Consider the following 19,987-nt stretch of genomic DNA (forward strand, 5'->3'; position numbering starts at 1 on the left):
GATTCTAGCAGAACTGAGCTGCCGGCGAGCCCGGGGAGGCCATCGGTTGGGTATCGCCGCAGGCGAATGGGGGTCTTTCGTGCGGTGTCTATTCGGCCGGAAGTTCTTTAGCCAGCGCGGCGAGGCGGTCGCATTGGGCGAGCACCAGGGCCAACTGGCCCAGCACCAGGCGCGCGGTTTCGTCGTCCGTGTCGATGGCGCCGAATGCCTCGGCCAAGGTGTGTTCGTGTTGGTTCGGCATCGCGGTGCCGCGCGTGGCGAGGGCATGTGCGAGCCGGTCCAGCGCATCGATCGTCTGCTCGCCGGTCCGGGTGACGACGTCGTGCGCCGCTCCCGGCGTCAGCGCCTGCCGGTTGGCGCCCAGCGCTGAGAGATGACCGAGCAGGGTGTGCGCGGTGCCGAGAAAACGCAGCAAGGCTTCGCTGCCCTGGCGGTGCCGCCCCGGCTCGCGCAGCATGTTGGAGAGCACGCCACTCAGCGTGGCGTCGGCGTTGTGCGCGTCGCGGCGGGCGATGCGGTAATCGAGGTCATCGCGCTTGCCGCTGGTGTACTGATCGAGGATGCGCGCCAAGTAACGCGCGTCGCAGCGCAGTGTGTCGGCCAGCACCTGATTGAAGCGCCGTCCCTGCCAGTCGGGCAGGATCACATGGATCGCGAGCGCCGCGATGCCCGCGCCGATCAAGGTATCCAGCAGGCGCGGCCACATCACTTCGTAGCCCCGGCCGACCTGGTTGAAGCACAGCACCACGAACAGCGTGATCGCGGCGGTGGCAGTGGTGTATTGGCGATGGCGCATGGCGAAGAAGCCCACGCCGGTAACGATCAGCAACGGCACCTGGGCCGGGCCGAACGGCAGCAGGCGCAGCGCCGCCCAGCCTGCGAGCAGGCCGACCAGCGTACCGGCCACGCGTTGTAGCAGCCGGCGCCGCGTAGCGCCGTAACTCGGTTGGCAGACCAGCAAGGTGGTCAGCAGAATCCAGTAGCCATTGCGCGGATGCACCAGGTGCAGCACCCCGTAGCCGGCTAGCAGCGCCAGGGCCAGGCGCAGCGCGTGGCGAAAGCGGAACGAACGCGCGGTGAACTGGATACGGATGCGTTCCCACGCCTCGCCCAGATGTTGCGGGCCGGGATCCTGCAAAGCGCTTTCCGTGCCCTCGGCCGGTGCAGCCAGCGGGGTCTCATGTGCAAGCAGTTGCTGGATCGCACTCATGTTGCGCACCAGTGCATCGAGCGAGCGCAGCAGATGCGCGGCCGGTGGCTGGGCCTGTCGATACAGCGCTTCCAGCGAGGTGCGTACATCTTCCAGTGCCGCGCCAGCACTTTTGTCACCCTTGAACTGCACGCGCTGGCGCAGTGCCTCGGCGCGGCGCCGGCACAGCCCGGCATGCAGGCGCAGCAGATGCTCGCAGCGAAACAGTACGTCGCTGTGGAAGAACGCCTCGGCGAGCGCGTCGTAGGGATAGTGCGAGGAGCTCACCCGCTCATGGATATCCTGCGCGGCGAAATACAGGCGCAGCCGGGCGGCAGTGGAGCCGCGCGGACGGCGCGGACCGATGCGGTCAATCAGCACCAGCCGCGTTTCGTTCAGGGCCTGCACCACTTTCTCGTTGCGCATGGCCAGCCCGGGCTGCAGGGCCTCGCGATCGACTCCGCGCACCGGCGCGAACAGCGCCGCTTTCTCTTCCAGATAGTTCGCCAGCGCATCGAAGGTGCGTGCCAGCGCATGCCGCACCGCATGTTGCGGCGACAGCGCGCTCCACAGCAACGACAGCACGCCGTACCACGCGGCGCCGGCCAGCAGTAGCGCCGGCTCGCGCAGGCTGCCGGGATGCGTTTCGGCGTCGGTGCCGATCATGGTGTAGACCGAAAGCAGCAGGGTCGCGCCGGCAATCGTCGCATAGCGGCCGCTGACCGCGCCGAGCATGACCATACCGAACGTCGCCAGCGGCAGGCCCAGCGCGAACAGCGGCGGATACGGCAGCAGCCATTGCACCGCGAATGCGGCAACGGTGAAGCACACCAGGGTGATCAGCAGGGTGCCCAGCCGGCTGCGCCAGTGATCCTCGGTTTCCGCGAGGGCGCAGGCGATCACGCCCAGCAGTGCCGGAATCGCATCGACAAAGCGGCTTGCCGCGAGGCAATACAGGGTCACGCCGCCCAGCGCGAGAAAGACGCGCAGGCATTCGGCGAAGCGGTCGGAGCCGCGCAGGCGGCGCCAACGGTCGAGCAGGGGAGAAGATGGCGTTGTCACGCCACCAGCATACGATGCGGGGCGTGACACACGGAAAAGCGTCAGGCCGCTTCGCCCATGAAAAGTGAGCGATGCGCAGCGACGCCCGCCATCACGCCGCTGGCCGCCGCGCGCGTGGCATTGGTGAAGAGCGTGGTGGCATCGCCCGCCGCGAACACGCCCGGAACGCTGGTCCGCCCCACGTCGTCGGCACGGATCACCGTGCCCAGCGGAGCTTCCTCGAAAGCGCAGCCGAGCTGTTCGGCCAGCGGACTCGCCATATGTGTTTTTGGCGCAACGAACAGGCCACCCAAAGGTACGACGCGATCGTCGGCCAGCCGTACCCCTTCCAGTTGCGGTGCGTCGCCGAGCAGCTCGAGCACGGGCTCGCGTTCGATCTGCACGCCGCGCGCAGCCAGATCGGCGCGCTGTGTTTCGTCCAGTTCGAGCACGCCCTGGGTGAACAGCGTGGTGGGGCCCCAGTCCGGTACCAGCATCGCCTGATGCAGCGCGGCCGGATGCCAGCCCAGCACACCCAGTGCGCCGTCGATCTCGTAGCCGTGGCAGTAAGGGCAGTGGATCACGGTCTCGCCCCAGCGCTCCTGCAGGCCGCGCAACGGCGGCAATTCGTCACGCACACCGGTGGCGAGCAACAGGCGTTGGGCGGTGACGGCCGTGCCGTCATCGAGCGTGAGGCGAAAACCATCGGGATCTCGCTGTGCGGAAACCGCGAGGCCCTGTCGCAGCTCCGCAGTGGGATAGCGCAGCAACTGCTGCACTGATTCGCCGGTGATCTGGCTAGGCGGTTTGCCGTCGTGACCGAGAAAGCCATGGGCGTGGCGTGCGAACCGGTTGCGTGGCACACCCGCGTCGATCACCAGCACCCGGCGCCGTGCGCGGGCGAGCTGCAGTGCGGCAGCGAGGCCGGCGAAGCTGCCGCCGACCACGATCACTTCGTAAGACATGCCGAGTTTCCTCTTAAGTATCTTTAGAAGTTACAAAGTAGCGTGGCCTGCCTTTCTATGCAACATTAGAAGTTACTAATTGACCTTCCAGGCCCGAGACCCGCGATGAGAGGCGACAACCGGCTGTCCCGCATGCTCCATGTGCTGATCCACCTGGGCCAGGAAGAAGGCCCGGCCACCTCGGAGCGGCTGGCGCAGATGCTCGACACCAATCCGGTGGTGGTACGACGGACCATGGCGGGGCTGAGGGACAAGGGTTTCGTGCGCTCCGATCGCGGTCATGGCGGCGGCTGGAGCCTTACCCGCGACCTCGACCAGATCAACCTGCTCGATGTTTACCGCGCAATCGACGAACCGGCCATCTTCGCGCTCAGCATGTCGGAGGACACGCCGCGCTGTCTGGTGGAGCAGGCCGTCAACGCCGCGCTCGAAAGCGAGTTGCGTGAAGCCAAGACCTCGCTGCTCAAGCGCTTCGAGGGTATTACGCTGGCCGCGCTGGCCAAGGATTTCGAGCGACGGGCGCGGCAGGTGAGGCGGGTGAAGTTGCATTGCCCCTGAAAGAGCCTGCCTGACCATTCAACAATGGAGAGTGGAATGAAGACGAAAGTGGCAGTTGCTTTATTGGGTCTGGCCCTGCTGCCCATGCCTATGCTTGCTCACGCTACGGATGGCGTGATGGAAGAAAAAATGAAAACCGTCAGATATGAGGGCGGGGCCATCCTGGTCTGTCAAAGTGAGAAGCCAGTAAAGACATGTGCTGTCGGGTATCGGCCGGTCAGCGAGGTATCAATAAAAACTTGTTTTCGGTGCGCAAAAGAGGACCAGCCCATCAGTGGCACGGTGTCTGCCGGCACGAATTGCGATGATTTTTCCCAGGAAGTGACGGTTCCGACCGCCTGCGTATCGACTCAGTGACGGAGCCTCAGGGGGCATCCCAACTGTGCCAGGCCAAGAGTCGGAAGGGATGATCCCGGGTCTCGCCATTTCTCAGGGTGACGATCAATGCTATGTCTGCAAATAAAAAGGTCCGCCATTGGCGGACCTTTTTATTTGCTTCTGACTGATCATCATGCCTTGCGTGCGGGCATGGGTGGCGCTCAATTACTGACCGCGCATGCGACCCGCAAAACGCGGCGCACCGTTACCCATGTGCGGCAGCTTGATCTTGCCGATCGAGCTGATGCGCTCTTCGGCCAGACGGTCGGCGGCCTTGTAGGTCGGCACATTCTCGGTCTTGCTGATCTCGAAGATGCGGCCCAGGTTGTAGTAGATGGTGCGCATCATGCGCATGGCGCGCTCGCGGTTGTAGCCGTCGATTTCCAGCGACACGTTCATCACGCCACCGGCGTTGACGGCATAGTCCGGCGCGTACAGCACGCCGCGACGGGTCAGCTCGTCGCCGATGGAATCGGTGGCCAGCTGGTTGTTGGCCGCGCCGCAGATGATCTTGGCCTTGATGCGGTCGATGGTCTGCTCGTTAAGCGTGCCGCCCAGTGCGCACGGCGAGTACACGTCGGCGTCGACGTCGTAGATCTCGTCCAGGCCCACGGCTTCGCAGCCCAACTCGTCCACGCAGCGCTGCACCGCATCTTTGTTGATGTCGGTGACGAACACCTTGGCGCCCTGTTCGCGCAGCAGCTTGATGAACTCGCTGCCCACGTGGCCGCAGCCCTGCACGGCGTAGCTGTACTTGCCCACGTCTTCGTTGCCGTGCTTGACCTGCAGCGCGGCCATCAGGCCCTGCAGGGTGCCGAACGCGGTGAACGGCGACGGGTCGCCCGAACCGCCGTGCACCTGGTGCACGCCGGTCACGTATTCGGTTTCGCGGAACACGTATTCCATGTCGTTGACGTCGATGCCGACGTCCTCAGCCGTGATGTAGCGGCCGTTGAGCGAATTGACGAAGCGGCCGAACGCGCGGAACAGCGCCTCTGACTTGTCCTTCGACGGATCGCCGATGATCACCGCTTTGCCGCCGCCCAGGTTCAGGCCGGCCACAGCGTTCTTGTAGGTCATGCCGCGCGACAGGCGCAGCACGTCGTTCACGGCATCCTGCTCAGTCTTGTACGGCCACATGCGCAGGCCGCCCAGGGACGGGCCCAGCACCGTGTTGTGGATCGCGATGATGGCTTTGAGGCCTGCGTCTTTGTTATGGCAAAAGACGACTTCTTCGTGGCCCGTATTGGCGATGGTTTCGAAAATCATGGAACGCTTGACTCCGTGGGAAGGATGCCGGGTTGAGGGGAGTGACCCAGCCAAGGCACTGAAAAACCTTCAAATCAACACCCCCGGAACGGGCCGGGGGTGTGATTGGGACGGCGTAGTCTAGTACCTGATCGGAAACCTCCACACTGCGACGCAACAAACGCAGCGGGGGCGGGCACTTCCACGGAGCGGCCCATAAGTTCCTGCGATGGTCTCCCGCACCTGGCCGGCCGCGTGGCCTGCCAGGTGCGGGCCCGGAGGCAGGCTTCAGAACGTGAGCGTGGCGCGCACCCAGTAGTAGCGACCCATCACGTCATAGGTAGCCACGTCGGTGTTCGAGTTGGTCACGTTGTTCTGATAGAACAGCGGCGGCTTCTTGTCGGCAATGTTGTCGATGCCCAGATCCAGCCGCGTATGCCACTTCTCGAAGTTATAGCCGGCCTGCACGCTGTGATAGGTATACGCGCCGATGCGGCGCACCACTGCCGACCGGTCCGTATCGGCCGACAGCTGCTGATTCTCGTCGGCACTGCCGATCTGGGTGCGGCCGATGTAGCGGACGCGCCAGCTCGCACTCCACGGACCGAGATTCCAGTTCAACGTGGCCAGGCTGCGCCAGCGCGGGAAATCACCGTAGGCGTAGGTGTACTTGCCGGCGTTGTGGATGGTCACTGAGGACGGATCGGCGGGATTGGGGTTGATGTCGTAGCGAGCCACGTACGTATTGTTGAGGCTGACATTGAAGCGGCCGAAGCGCGTCTGGTCGAAGCGATAGGCAATGCTGCTGTCCACGCCCTTGGTCGACAGCGCACCCAGGTTGACCGTGGGCTCGGCGACATAGTCGATGTCGCCGGTGTTGAGGCGATGGATAAAGCTGCAGAACGGGCTGCCTGCGTTGGCATAGCACTGGTTGAGCACGGTCTGTGCCGAGATCGAGGTAATCGTGTCGTTGAGGTTGATGCGCCACACATCCGCGCTCAGCGACAGGCCCGGTAGCCACTGTGGGTCGTACACCACGCCGAAGTCGAACGACTTGCCCTTTTCGGGCTTCAGCTTATAGCCGGCCGCGATCGCACCCGAGGTCTTGGCGCCGACCTGCGGATTGGCCTGTTGATAGCTGCCGTTGGTGGGCACGTTGGCGCAGGCGCTGGCATGACCGCCTGTGTAGAAGTTGCACGGATCGTTGACCGTCGGCGAATCGCCGCCGATGCCGGCGTAAAGCTCATTGATATTCGGCGCGCGGAATACTTGTGAAACCGTACCGCGCAACAGCAGGTTCTCGATCGGCCGCCATTCCAGCGCGACTTTGCTGTTGGTGGTGTTGCCGGCGCTGCTGTAGTCGGAATAGCGGGTGCCGATGGTCAGATTCAAGGCATGCGCCCACGGCTTGTCGGCCAGCAGCGGAATCAGGGTTTCGGCATAGGCTTCTTTCACATTGAAACTGCCGGACAACACCGTGGTGCAGAACTCCACTACGCCACACAGACCGTTGAGATCGGCGACGGCGCCGGGGTCGGTGCGGGTCGACGTGCTTTCCTTGCGGTAAGACATGCCGACCGCCAGATTCACCGTGCCCGCGGGCAGGGCAAACAGATCGCCGTTGGCGTTGGCCTCGAACTGCTTCACCGTGTAGTTGGTGGTGGCCATCGGATTGACCTGGGTCGCTTTCAGCGCAGCGATGGTCGACGGATCGTTGACGTTGAAGATGTTGATCGGCGTACAACCCGTGATGGGGTTGGCGGCTGTACCGCAAGTCACCACGCCGCTACTGTTCAAGAACGACGGCCCCAGCGCCTGCTGCAGCTTGGCGTAGTCGAGAAAGCCGTAGTTGATCGACTTCTGCCGCATGTTGCCGTAGTTGATGTCGGCATCCCACTGCCATGAGCTGTCGCCGAAACTGCCGCGCAGGCCGGGATTGATCTGCGTGTTGTACGTCTTGTAGACGTAGCGGCGGCGGCCCAGCGTGGTGATGCGCGTGTTGTAGTTGCCGTAGCTGTTGCCGGTGGCGCGGTCGGTGCCGAAGTTGACGCCGAACGGGTTGTAGTAGTTGTCCGCCGAGACCAGGAAGTTGTCGCCATTGGCGAAGATCGGGATCGGTGCCAGTTCTGAATCCGATTGGGTCTTGGTGTAGTAGAGGTTGACGTAGGCTTCGAGGTGGTCGGCTACCTTGTACTTGCCGAGCACAAAGAAATTGTCGCGTTGCTGCGGCGTCTGCAGAATATTGTCGCGCTGGTAGTTGTACGTGTCTGCACGCGAATAGCAGTGATAGTCGTTGAGCGAGGTGGCGCCGGTGACACCCGGGTTGAGCGATACGCGCGAACTGCAGCCAAGCTGGCCGGCGAGTGCGCTGGGCAGAGTGATCGAACCCGCCGGGTTTGCCGACGAGCCGCTGTAGACGACCTGGCCATCGGTGAGGTTCAGCGCGTCGCGAGAGAAATCGCGGCTGCCCGCTTGCACCGCATCGATGCTGTGATGACTGAGGCCAGCCACGATGCTGCCGTTGGCGCCGGTGTGGCCCGCGGTCAGGCTGAAGTTGCGGCGGAAGCCGTCGCCATGCCGGCTTTCGGCGAAATCGGTAGTGAATTGCACACCGTCAAAACGATCGCGCAGGATGAAGTTCACCACGCCACCGATGGCGTCCGAGCCGTAGATCGCCGAGGCGCCGTCGCTCAGCACTTCGACGCGGTCGATCATGTTGGACGGAATGCTGTTGACGTCGTTGTAGGCAAGGCGCACGCCGTTGACCAGGATCAACGTGCGCTTGTCGCCCAGGCCGCGCAGCGAAATGGTTGCCGCGCCGGTGCCGCCACCGCTGTTGGTGCTGGCGTTAGTGGCATTGCCGGCGATCGAGGGCAGGTCTTGTACCAGATCGCCGAGCGCGGCTTTGCCGGTGGCGGCGATCTGTGCGCGGTCGATGGTCACCACCGGGTTGGCGGTTTCCACATCGACGCGGCGAATGCGTGAGCCGGTGACGGTGACGCCTTCCAGATTCTTGGCGGACTCCGGATTCGAGCCCTCGCTGTTGACGCTGGCGTCCTGCGCGTAGGCGTGAGCGGCTGCGCCAAGCAGCGCGGAACTCAGGGCGAGCTTAACGGTGCAGCTGAGTACGCGTTGGGCAAGTGGCGTGGAAGGTCGACAGGATCGGTAGGCGGTAGACAGTCGGGATATCGGAAGCATGGGATTCCTCGCGTGGGCGGCAGGTGGTATCGGGCGGTGCTGCTGTTGAAGCGAGCCCTGCGACGGGCGTTTCCCTTTCCGTGGGCAACAGTGAGCCGTGCCGGGCCAGGGCCGGCTTTGCGTTCACTGGGTGACGGCTGCCGGCGCGAGCGCCGGCAGCCGTCCATGGGCATCCGTCGCAGCGGCGACGGACGTTGCGTGCTCAGCCGCTGCTGGGCGCGCCGGGTTCGACTAGCCAGTACACGGCGTAGCGTTCGCCATGCACTTGATTCAGTGGCACCACCGCGACGCTGCCGTCGCGGGTGGTGGCCTCGAAGCGGAGTTCTTGCGCGGACAGCATGCGCAGCCACGTGGGTTCGGCAGTCTTCGCCGCAGTCACTCGCGGCGCAGGCTGTAGCTTGGGCTCGGGCTTCGGTGCGGCGTCATAGCCGCAGTACTGCATGTCGTGGGTCAGGCCATGGCTGCCGAGCCGTGCTGCGAGTACCAGCGGGCCATAGAGCAGGGCGCGTTGATCGTCATCGCCGGGCAACGTTTCGGTGTAGAGCTGCATCGGCAGATCAAGCTCGACGCTGTCGCCGTCGTGCCATTCGCGCTTCAGGGTGAGGTAGCTGCCAGGCGAGGCGAACACATCGAGTGTCTGGCCATTGAGGCGCAGGCGCGCACCGGGCGCGATCCAGCGGGGAATACGTAGGTTCAGGGCAAGCGTCGCGGGCGCGGCGAGTTTCATGCGGAAACGGGTCTGCGCTTCGCGCGGGAACGCGGTTTCCTGGCGTAGTTGCAGCTTCTGTTGCGGCCAGTCGAGTTCGGACGGAATAAATAGATTGACGTACAGATCGCTGCCGTCGCGAAAGTAGATGCTGTCGTTGAAGCGCGCGAATTCTTCCGCGCCCGAACCGGTGCAGCACCAGAACGAATCGGTGGGCGAGTTGTAGAACTTCGCGGCGCCGGGTTGCAGCGGGTAGTAGTACAACTTCATGCCATCGGCGTCCTGGGTGCCGAGGCGTGCGTTGTAGAGCGTGCGTTCGTAATAGTCGAAGGCACGAGGGTCGCCGTTCCACGCATACACGTGGCGGGTCAGCTTGAGCAGGTTGTAGGCCACGCAGCATTCGGCGCTGTACAGGCCGAGCTGGTTCTTGAGATCGCCGGGTGCGGTTTTCCAGAATTCGTCGTTACTGGAGCCGCCGGTGGCATAGGTGCGGTTCTCGGTCACCGTTTCCCAGAAGAATTCGCTGATGCGGCGGTAGCGTGGTTCGCCCGTGAGTTCATAACGGCGCGCCGCGCCCAGCACCTTGGGAATCTGCGTATTGCTGTGCAGGCCCTGCAGTTCGTCGCGATGCGCGGCCAGCGGTTCGAACAGTGACGCCTGGTCGAAGCGGTGGGCGGCCTCGCGGTAGCGCTCGTTGCCGGTGATGGCGTAGAGCTCGTACAACGCATCGTTCATGCCGCCGTACTCGGTCTTCAGGATGTGCGCGATCTCGCTGTCGGAGAAGCCGTTGAGCCAGCGCACGGTCCAGTTGCCGATACCCATCGCTACCTGCAACGCCTGCGCGTTACCAGTATGCGTATACATATCCAGCATGCCGACGAGAATCTTGTGGATGGTATAGAACGGCGCCCACACCTTCTGTCCGCTGCTGAGGCGATCAAAGAAGCTTTCGGGGAAGGCGCTCAGATATCCATTGGGCCGCTGGCAGGCGGCCAATGCCGCCACCAGTTCGTCGCCGCGCTGCTTCAGCACCTGGTCGCCCATGCTGGCGTAGGCCAGCGCTGCCGCCGACAAATAATGGCCGCCGCTGAAATGGCCGCGCAGCTCGCAGTCGGGCTTCTCCCAGCCACCCAGCGGCTTGGCAGAGGAGGCGACGCCGGCCTGTATGCGGAAACTGTGCGCCAGGCGGTCCACCGGCAGGCTATGCAAGTAACGCAGGTTGATCGCGGCGGCACGCGAGAAGTCGCTGTCCAGCAAGCGCACCTGGTTCAGGGCGAAGGCCTGCATGCGACGCACCGGCTGTTCGCGCGCGCCAAGGCCGAGCGCCGTGTCGGCGGGCGTGCTGGTATCAGCCAGGTCGGGCGCCAGCGCAAACACTTTCGGGATGACCGTGAGCGAAGCCAGCGCGGCGGTAGCGCGTTTGAGAAATCGCCTGCGATGGTCAACGCCTTGCGGCATGCCTTACTCCCCGTTCGTGTGGCCTCGTCCCCGACGCGTGGCACTGGTACAACACATACATCCCCCGATGCACGCTTTCATCCTGCCGTCACATAAGCAAGCCGTCTTGTGTCATTTGCGACCATGAAATGCGGAATTCCGCACAGTGCCTGTTTTCAACATGAACGTGGCGCGCAGTCACTGAAAATTTAGACGTCTATATGCCCGCAATGACCATGTCGGAGCGGTGTCAGGCAGAAACGGTGTCAGATGAAATTGGCGGTGATGCGCAGTCGCTGGCCAGGTTGGCCGCGCAGGCGAACCGCGTCGTCCTTCAGGTCATTAATGCTGACCGGCGCGCCGTCGATCATCACGGCGCTCAGCCGTTTGCCTTCCGGCGCGCGAAGGCTGAGCCACACGGCCTTGGGTGCGGAAGTCGCCGGAAGCACCGCCTCCGCCGTGATGCTGCCACTCCCATCGGGCTGCAATCGCAAGCTGGCGCGGCCCCAGCGCGTGGGGGCATCGGTGATGGCGATGGGCGCAGCACCCGCCATCCAGCGTCGCGGCACCGCGCGGGCGAGATAGAGCGTTTCGCCCGCGCTGTCGTCGAATACCAGCATCCAGCGCAGCAGTAGTGGAATGGTGAGCTGCGCCGGGATACAGAACAGCGGCATGCCGCCGCTGAGGTCCGAGACTTCGCCGGCGGTCCAGCTGCCCGGCGTATGGGCGTGGTAACGATGCGCGTAAAGAAACAGCAGGTACTCGTCGATACGGCCGAGACGCAGCAGCTGCTGCGCATAGCCATAGGAAATGAAGCCGAGGATGTCCCGGTTCTCCGCGCTCGGTGGCGCCACATTGGCGACCACGCCCAGGCTGGTAGCGCCGTGGCCGCGCATGCAGTCGATTACCAGATGCGCGAGATCGTCCGGCAGCACATCGGCCTGCAACAACTCGGCATAGGCGCGATGCGGCCATTGCTGCTCGCTGGGCTTTTCCTTCAACAGCGATTCGCGGAAGGTGAGCTTCGTGCCGGGCAGTGGGCCGATATAGGGCGGTTTGAGATCGCGGCGGATATTGGCGCGTAGGCTGCGCACGACTTGCGTGGTCAATCGTTCGGCGCGTTCGCGCCAGCGCCGTGTGGTGCCGTTCTCGCCATCCGCGATCTGCGGCCACACGACTGCCATATCCTGCAGGCCACGCGCAGCGAGCGCGCTATTGGCGTAGTACGGCTTCCACCACAATTGCGGATCGGGGAACAGGCAGGCGTCGGATTCGTTCCAGCCGTGGATCAGGCCGTAACCCGGATTACCGGGTGGCAGTTGCAGGCTGGCATCGTGCAGCTCCAGCAGGATCTGCGCCGTCGCGGCGATCTTTTCGCGATGCTTGCGCAGCAGAGCGACATCGCCGGTGTACTGCAGATAGCGCGCCAGCAGCGAGAGCGTAAGGCCGAACTGCCCGGTTTCCGCCCCGCGCATATTGATCATGCCGTCGGGCTGCACGAAGTCGGTGAAGTAACCGTCCAGCACCGTCGCCGCCTGCGTGTAGCGGCCCCATTCGAGGTTGGCGTAGAGCGAGCTGGTGAAGGTGTCCTGGAAGCCGTCGTACTCATTGCCGTAGTAGTCGCGGTCCACCGCGCCATATTTCGGATAACTGCCACCTGGCCGTACCACCAGCTCGCGCGCGAACGCGAAGCGCGCCATATCCGTCCAGCTGGCATCGGGCAACGCGATGGGGCACATATCACCGAGATGCTGCTGCCAGTTGTCGTGAAAGCGCAGCAGTGCACGATAGAACGTCGCGGCGGAAGGCTCCACGCGGCGCGGCGGATACGCCGGATAGCTATGCCCGTAATGCACCTTGCTGACACGGCCGTGTTCGATCAGTGCCGTGCGATGCCAGGTCTGCACCACGAAACGGTCGCCGGCATCGACATCGGCAAACACCAGCACGTCGTACCAGCGGCCCTCGCCCAAAGGGAACACTTTGTGCACCGCCGGCAGCCAGCCACCGAGCAAACCTTCACGGCGGCGTGTAGCGAGCGCATCGTCGCGTAACGCCGCCATGTCCTGTTCCGGATGGAAGGTGCGCGTACGGCCATTGGGAAACACCGGCATCGTATCCGCCGCCTGCACCGTACCGACGAAGGTGGTCCACGGCAGCCGGCCCGCGTAATCCTTGGGATCGAGCTTCGATGCCAATGGCGGCGCAGCCATACGAACTTGCTCTGGGTCGGGTTCGCCACGACTCAGCAGACGGTCGGCCAGCAGATCCGCATCCGCCAGCGCCACCTGCGCCAGCGTCATGCCGAGATAGGGCGGCTCATCTGAAGCGTGGCAAGCCTCAGTACGCTTACCAAGCACACAACCGCCGTCGGGACCGAGCAAGGTGATGGCGCCATCCGGATCGCGCAGATCCTCAAACACACTCCAGCCGACCCCCTCGATCTCGAAGCCGCCGAGGCGAACCTGCCCAGCCGTCGATATCGCAGAAACCGGCAACCGCGGCGGCGCGGCAAGCGGTACATCGCGCCTCGGTACCTGAAACTCACCAGCCTGGATTGGCGTCCAACGCACCACGCTGGCAATCACGCCGGTAGCGGCAAGCCCCTGCAGAAAACGGCGTCGATCCATCAGCTGATAACCCCTGTAACGATCGCGCCGCTCCATCGCGCTACATCCAAAGAAGAAAGCCCGCGTACGCGCCTGAAAGCACAGGCGGAAGAGGGGGAGGTGGCTTTCGTACGCGGGCCGAAGCCCAGATTCCCACGCAGCGAACACGCGGTCTTGCATCGATCCAACCACCAACATGCGGAATCCCGCACAGTCGTGGTGAAGGGGTCGGTGACTCTTGAACGCGCCCTCCAGACCCCTGTGTGGCGGTGAGGACTGGACCATCAGCCCTAGAAGAAAACGATCCCGACGCCTGACACTGGAAAGGACGCAGCTACGAAGCGCACCGCTTGCTCTCAGGCCATTTCTCTTTGGTTACTTTCTCTTTGGGCCAGCAAAGAGAAAGTGACTCGGACCGCGGCAGCGGTTCGAAAGCCCGCGGCAGGCGAGCCAGGGCACGCAGACGCGACAACCGAGCGATAAGGCACTGGATTCCGGCCTGCGCCGGAATGACGAAGTAGGTAGTGGCGTCGCAAGAACCGCGTATCAAATAGTGCCGATAGCAAGCCTGCTATTACGCCGCCCATAAGCGAAATACAGCACACACCCCAACAACAACCAAACCATAAACCGCACATAGGTAATCGTAGGCAACCCCCAAATCAACCAACACGAAAACCCCACCCCAATCATCGGAATCACCGGCACCCAAGGTGTCCGAAACGGCCTATGCAACGCCGGCTGCCGCCACCGCAACACCGCCACCGCCGTACAAATCACGATAAACGCCCCCAACACACCGATATTCACCAACTTCGCCAACTCATTCAGCGGAAACAACCCCGAAGCCACCGCCGTAACTCCCCCAAGCAACACCGTCGAACGATGCGGCGTCCGCCAGCGCGGATGCACCCCGGCGAACCACGCCGGCAACAGCCCATCACGTCCCAGACTGAAACCGATGCGCGCACCCGCCATCAGATTGGCGAAGATCACGCTGGTGATACCGCAGACCGAAGCCAGCGAGATCACCACCATCACCCACGGCAGGCCAATCTGGATAAAGGCACCAGCCACCGGTGCCGCATTGTCCAGCGTGGTGTACGGCACGATGCCGGTAAGCACCAGGCAGATGGCGAAATACAACAGCATGGCGATACCCAGCGAGAGCAGCACCGCGCGCGGCAGATCGCGCTGCGGGTTGCGCGATTCCTCGGCGGCCGTGGTCAGCATGTCGTAGCCAAACACTGCGAAGAACACCACGGCCGCGCCGGTCACCACGCCGTGCATGCCGAACGGCATGAAGGGATGCCAGCGTTCCGGTTTCACATAAGCCGCACCAGCGATCACGATTAGTGCGGCGCCGGCGATCTTGATCGCGACAATCAAGGTGTTGAAGCGCGCGCCCCATTCCATGCGCATGGCAAGCAGGGCAGTAATGGCAAGCGAGATCAGGATCGCGGGCAGATTCACCACGCATCCCGGCGCGCTACCCCATGCCCCTCGCGCCCATACCGGCAAAGGAATGCCGAAAGCATCCAGCAACGCCTGCGCATAGCCCGACCAGCCAACGGCTACCACCGCCGCGATCAACGCGTATTCCAGCAATAGATCCCAGCCGATGATCCATCCGGCGAATTCGCCGAGCACCGCATAGCCATAGGTGTAGGCACTGCCGGAAACCGGGATCAATCCGGCGAACTCGGCGTAGCAGAGTGCGGCGGCCGCGCTGGCAATGCCGGCGATCAGGAATGAGATCAGCACCGCTGGCCCGGCTTGCGTCGCGGCGACGGTACCGGTCAGCACGAAGATGCCGACGCCGATAATGCCGCCCAATCCGATGGCGGTGAGCTGCCACAGGCCGAGCACACGGCGCAATCCGCTGCCGCCTTTCGCAGCCTCGCCCTGCAAGGTTTCCACCGGCTTGCGCCGTGCCATGTCGTTGATCAGGCCCATCGGTTCCTCCCCGGAACAGCGTGTAGTTTTGTCGTTGTGTTCCCTGAAGCTGCTTATTTCTCCTGCGCGTACGGCGACTTGCCGCCATCCGCGATGAACTTGTCCACCTGTTGCTGCAACACCGGCAGTGGCACCGAGCCCAGCGACAGCACGGTGTCGTGGAAGGCGCGGATGTCGAAGCGTTCGCCCAGCGCTTTTTCGGCTCTGGCGCGCGCGTCGACGATGGCCAGCTCGCCGAGGTAATAGGACAGCGCCTGGCCGGGCCACGCGATGTAGCGATCCACTTCGGTCTCGATCTCGTGTTCGCTCAGCGCGGTGTGATCGCGCATATAGGCCTGCGCCTGTTCGCGCGTCCAACCGAGGTGATGGATGCCGGTATCCACCACCAGCCGGCAGGCGCGCCACATCTGGTAACTCAGATAACCGAAGCGGTCGTACGGCGTGTCGTACATCTCCATCTCCACGCCCAGGCGCTCGGCATACAGCGCCCAACCTTCGCCATAGGCGGAGATGTAGGTGTAGCGACGGAAATCGGGCAGGCCTTCGTGTTCGGCGGCAAGCGGCATCTGCATGGCGTGGCCGGGCGCGGATTCATGCAAGGTGAGCGCGGTCAGCGAATACAGCGGGCGCGAGGGCAGGTCGTAGGTGTTCACGAGATAGATGCCGGGACCGCCGCGGCCGCCGGTATAAAACGGCGCTAGATCCGCGGGCACCGGTTCGATCGCGAAGCGCTGGCGCGGCAGGCGGCCGATATAGCGGCCGATCTTGCCGTCTACGCGCTTGGCGATCCATGCCGCATCCTTGAGTAGTTCCTCGCCGCTCTTCGGATAGAACTTCGGGTCGGTGCGAAGGTAATGCAGGAATTCCGGGAAGCTGCCTTTGAAGCCGCTGTCGTGGATGGTCTGGTCCATCTCCTGGCGGATGCGCGCGACTTCTTTCAGCCCGAGCTGGTGGATGGCCTCGGGGCTCATATCCAGCGTGGTGAACTCGCGGATCTGCGCACGGTAGAACGCTTTGCCGTCCGGCATCGATTCGGCGGCAAGGGTGTTGCGCGCCTGCTTCATGTAGGTGTTACGCATGAAGTCGAGCAGTTTGGCGTAGGCGGGTATGACCGAACGCTGGATCGTTTCTCGGCCCTGTGCGCGCAATTGCGCCTGCACGTTGGCCGGGATCTGCTCCGGCATGCGGCGGAACGGGGTGTAGAACAGGTTGTCGTCGCCCTTGGCATCGACCACATCGGCAATCGATTGATCGCGGCCGGTCAGCGTCACGCGCGGCACGCTGAAGCCGCGAGTGAGGCCTGCGCGCATGTTCGCGATCTGTTCGTCGAAGTAGCGTGGGATATCGTTCAACTGCCGAATGTAGCGCCGGTATTCGTCTGCAGTGCGCAGCGGATGCCGTGCGGTGAAGCCGAGGTTGGTCCAGAACGCGGTGTCGCTGTTGAACGGCATTTCCCAGGTATGGAAGTGCTGGTCGGCCAGCAGGGTTTCGATCTGATTCCGATAGACCGCGTAGTTGACGGGATCATCGCCATGCAGCTGGGCCGGCGAAATCGCATCGAGTTTCTTCAGCACCTCGGTCCAGTAGCGCTCGCGTTCCGCCTGCGTGGCCGCGTCGACCTTGGGCAGATGATCAGCAGCTTCGCCCTGGCTGTCTTCGTCATCCTCGCCTTTGAACTGCACCTGGCGCCATGCCCATTCCTGTGTATAGACGGCGCGGAAGCGGGTGCCGGCATCGTCGGCTGCGTGCGCCTGCAGGGAGGCGATGGCGAGGCAGGCGGTACAGCCCAGGCTGACAATCAACTTGTTCATGGCGCGTCCAATCTCGCGTAGGAGCGCACCCTGTGCGCGATGGAGGTGGGGAGGTGTCGCCCACACGGTGGGCTCCTACATGGGTTCTCTCAGGCGAAGGGCTGGTCGATGGCGGGCGAGGGCGGCGTGAACCAGGCGGCGCCGTCCTCGGTGACATAGAAGTGGTCTTCCAGGCGCACGCCGAAGCGATCTGGCACCACGATCATCGGTTCGTTGCTGCAGCACATGCCGGGTTGCAGCGCGGTCTGGTCGCCGCGCACCAGGTATGGCGTTTCATGGATGCTCAGGCCGCAGCCGTGGCCGGTGCGATGCGGGATGCCCGGGAGTCGATAGTCGGGACCCAGGCCCGCGCGTTCGACCACGGCACGCGCAGCGGCATCCACGCTTTCGCACGTGACGCCGGGGCGGATGGCTTCGAACGCCGCGCGTTGCGCCGCCTGTTCCAGTTCCCAGATACGTGCCTGCTCCGCATCCGCCTGGCCGAAGATATAAGTGCGCGTGATGTCAGAGTGGTAACCCTGCACCGTGCAGCCGGTGTCGATCAGCACCAACTCGTTCTCGGCCAGGTACTGCTCGCCGGGGATGCCGTGCGGAAAAGCAGTGACATGGCCGAACTGCACGATGCAAAAAGTGGAGCCGTTGTCGGCGCCCATGGCCCGATGGGCATCGTCGATGAAGCGCACCAGCTCGGTACGGCTGATGCCTTCGCGCATGAGGCCAGCGGCCAGCCGATGTACCTGCAGGGTCATCGCGGTGGCCTGTTTCATCAGCGCCAGTTCGCTTTGCGACTTGCACATGCGGCAGCCATCGACGATGGCGCTCGCATCGCTCAACGGTTTGCCGCCCAGCACAGTGCGCAGCCGCTCGGCGACCACATAGGGCGCGGCGGGATCGAGCGCGAGGCTGCCGGCGCCGCGTTCGCGCAATGCATCGGCTACCAGTTGCTGCGGGTTCTCGTGTTCTTCCCACAAGCGCACGTCCGCGGGGATACGCAGCACGGCGGCGAGCGAGCCCGCCTCAAAGCCGGGGCAGATCACTATCGGATCGCCGCTGGCGGTGAGCAGCATGCCGACCAGGCGTTCGCTGGCGCCCCAGGCCACACCGGTGAAATAGCGCAGCGAGGTGCCGGCGGTGATCAGCACGGCGTCGACGCGTTGCTCGCGCAGCAATGCGCGGGCGCGTTCCAGCCGCCGCAGGTATTCATCGGCGCCGATGACTGGCGCGGGCGTGGACCAGGGTTTCAGGCTGGCTTGGGCCTGTGCGATATCGAGGCCGCCGATCTGCCGGCTGGATGTCATGCCTTGGCTCCATGATCGAGATCGTCGATGCACCAGCAGCCGTCGATGCAGCGCGCGACGCCGCCCGGATTGTGGTCGCGCAGCTCCGCCGGTAGTTGCTGGTCGGGTACGTGGTCATAGCAATGCAGGGCGGTGAAGCGGCGGATCGCCGACGGCATGCCGACCGCGGTAAAGCCCGGGTGGCCGGTGCTGGGATAAGGGCCGCCGTGATTCATGGCCGGGCTCACTGCCACGCCGGTCGGCATGCGATTGCCGATCAGGCGGCCGACGCGCGGACGCAGGGCATGGGCGACCACGGACCAGGTTTCCTCGTCGCTGCCGTCGGTGGCGGAGTAAAGCGTGCCAGTGAGGTTGCCTTCGAAGGCCGCGGCCACCAGCGCCATCTGCGCGACGTCGTTCACGCGCACCAGCAGGCTGGCCGGGCCAAAGGCTTCGGTCTGTAACGCGTTCGGCTTGCGCAGGAACTGTTCCGCATCCACGCTCAGCAGGGTCGGTGCATGGCGATAGCCCGGCGTCGCGGCTTCACCGCCAGCGAGGACGTGAGCTCCGGCAGCGCGCAGGCCGGCGATGCCGTTTTGCAAATGCTCCAGCACGCCGCGCGAGAACAGCACATTCGGCGCAGCGGCGGCGAAGTGCGCGGTGGCGGCAGCCACGAACGCATCGCCCGTTTCGCTGCGCGGCACGATCACCACGCCGGGGTTGGTGCAGAACTGACCGCTGCCCATCGTGCAGGAAGCGAAGAACTCCTGCGCCAACGCGATGCCGCGTTCGGCCAGCGCGCCGGGCAACAGAAATACCGGATTGACGCTGGACAGCTCAACGTAGGCAGGAACACCCGCTGCGTCGGCTGCGGCTTTCAGTGCGAGGCCACCCGCACGGCTGCCGGTGAAGCCGATCGCGCCGAGGCGCGCATCGCCCGCGAGTTGCGCGCCGAGGCGGTGGTCGAAGTGATACAGCAGCTGCACCGACGCAGCCGGCAGGCCGGCCTTGTGCAAGGCGGCCTGCGCCACGCGCGCCAACCGTTCGCTGGTGGCGGGATGCGAGGGATGCGCCTTGGCGATCACCGGATTGCGCGCGGCGATGGCCGAGGCGAAATCGCTGCCCGCGATGGCGTTGAAGGCGAACGGGAAATTGTTCGGCCCGAACACCAGCACGGGCTTGGACAGCGGCGCGTGATGCGAACGCAGATCGGCAGCGGTATCGATCACCGGCGATGTCCACGCGTAGCTGCGCACCGCCTTGGCGGCCTGGCGCAGCTGGCCGGTGGTGCGCGGCAATTCCACGGCAGCCAGGCGCGGCTGTTTCGGCAGCGCCGTCTCGGCATGCGCGAGTGCGACCAGCGCTTCGGCATCGGCTTCGATGCCATCGGCATAGGCTTCGAGGAAGGCGGCGATGCGCTCCGGTGGTGTGGCGGCGAGTTCATCCGCCACCGCTACCGCCGCGCGCAGCGCGGCTTCCACGTCGGCTGCGCCGACCACGGGGAACGCCGGGCCGATCGCTTCGCCGGTGTTGGGATCTTCGGCGCGAAGCGTCCCGACTAGCTCGCGTGGCAAGCGCCAGTCGCCCTCGATCAGCAGGGGCTGCACGTCCATG

At 64.3% G+C, this 19,987-nt stretch carries 12 protein-coding genes; 2 read left to right on the plus strand and 10 right to left on the minus strand.

What is annotated here, in order from left to right:
• Positions 1–88: 88 nt before the first annotated feature.
• Positions 89–2,251 (minus strand): YccS family putative transporter, encoded by a 2,163-nt coding sequence (yccS, locus tag BM338_RS18785; protein ID WP_090453709.1) that lies wholly within the window; start codon positions 2,249–2,251, stop codon positions 89–91.
• Between the two features lie 41 nt (positions 2,252–2,292).
• On the minus strand, positions 2,293–3,195 hold the full coding sequence (locus tag BM338_RS18790) for an NAD(P)/FAD-dependent oxidoreductase (protein WP_090453711.1): 903 nt from the start codon (positions 3,193–3,195) through the stop codon (positions 2,293–2,295).
• Between the two features lie 105 nt (positions 3,196–3,300).
• Here BM338_RS18790 and BM338_RS18795 point away from each other — a divergent pair, with 105 nt between their 5' ends.
• Both BM338_RS18795 and BM338_RS18800 read left to right on the plus strand, forming a co-directional pair.
• Positions 3,301–3,753, plus strand: coding sequence for an Rrf2 family transcriptional regulator (locus tag BM338_RS18795; RefSeq protein WP_090453713.1), 453 nt, complete (start codon positions 3,301–3,303; stop codon positions 3,751–3,753).
• A 36-nt stretch (positions 3,754–3,789) separates the two neighbouring features.
• Positions 3,790–4,110, plus strand: a complete 321-nt coding sequence (locus tag BM338_RS18800) for a hypothetical protein (protein ID WP_090453715.1) — start codon at positions 3,790–3,792, stop codon at positions 4,108–4,110.
• Between the two features lie 186 nt (positions 4,111–4,296).
• Here the strand turns inward: BM338_RS18800 and BM338_RS18805 are convergent, their stop codons facing one another.
• The 8 genes from BM338_RS18805 to BM338_RS18840 all read right to left on the minus strand — a co-directional run bounded on the left by BM338_RS18805 (position 4,297) and on the right by BM338_RS18840 (position 19,986).
• Positions 4,297–5,400, minus strand: coding sequence for a Glu/Leu/Phe/Val dehydrogenase dimerization domain-containing protein (locus tag BM338_RS18805; RefSeq protein WP_090453717.1), 1,104 nt, complete (start codon positions 5,398–5,400; stop codon positions 4,297–4,299).
• 267 nt (positions 5,401–5,667) lie between these two features.
• Complete coding sequence (locus tag BM338_RS18810) at positions 5,668–8,577, minus strand: TonB-dependent receptor (protein WP_090453719.1); 2,910 nt, start codon at positions 8,575–8,577, stop codon at positions 5,668–5,670.
• Positions 8,578–8,779: 202 nt separating this feature from the next.
• Positions 8,780–10,741 carry a glycoside hydrolase family 127 protein gene (locus BM338_RS18815; protein WP_090453721.1) on the minus strand — a complete coding sequence of 654 codons (1,962 nt, stop codon included), beginning with the start codon at positions 10,739–10,741 and terminating at the stop codon, positions 8,780–8,782.
• A gap of 245 nt (positions 10,742–10,986) precedes the next feature.
• Complete coding sequence (locus BM338_RS18820; protein ID WP_255367379.1) at positions 10,987–13,350, minus strand: Tat pathway signal protein; 2,364 nt, start codon at positions 13,348–13,350, stop codon at positions 10,987–10,989.
• 525 nt (positions 13,351–13,875) lie between these two features.
• On the minus strand, positions 13,876–15,285 hold the full coding sequence (locus BM338_RS18825) for an amino acid permease (protein WP_090453723.1): 1,410 nt from the start codon (positions 15,283–15,285) through the stop codon (positions 13,876–13,878).
• A 53-nt stretch (positions 15,286–15,338) separates the two neighbouring features.
• Positions 15,339–17,096: a DUF885 domain-containing protein gene (locus BM338_RS18830; RefSeq protein WP_090453725.1), complete on the minus strand. Its 1,758-nt coding sequence runs from the start codon at positions 17,094–17,096 to the stop codon at positions 15,339–15,341.
• An 89-nt stretch (positions 17,097–17,185) separates the two neighbouring features.
• The gene (locus BM338_RS18835) at positions 17,186–18,394 is read right to left on the minus strand and encodes a M24 family metallopeptidase (protein WP_090453727.1); all 1,209 of its coding nucleotides are present in this window, start codon (positions 18,392–18,394) and stop codon (positions 17,186–17,188) included.
• The gene (locus BM338_RS18840; RefSeq protein ID WP_090453729.1) at positions 18,391–19,986 is read right to left on the minus strand and encodes an aldehyde dehydrogenase family protein; all 1,596 of its coding nucleotides are present in this window, start codon (positions 19,984–19,986) and stop codon (positions 18,391–18,393) included. The genes BM338_RS18835 and BM338_RS18840 overlap by 4 nt, the downstream gene beginning before the upstream one ends.
• Between the last annotated feature and the right edge of the window lies 1 nt (position 19,987).

Source organism: Dyella sp. OK004 (assembly GCF_900114495.1).
Lineage (GTDB): Bacteria > Pseudomonadota > Gammaproteobacteria > Xanthomonadales > Rhodanobacteraceae > Dyella_D.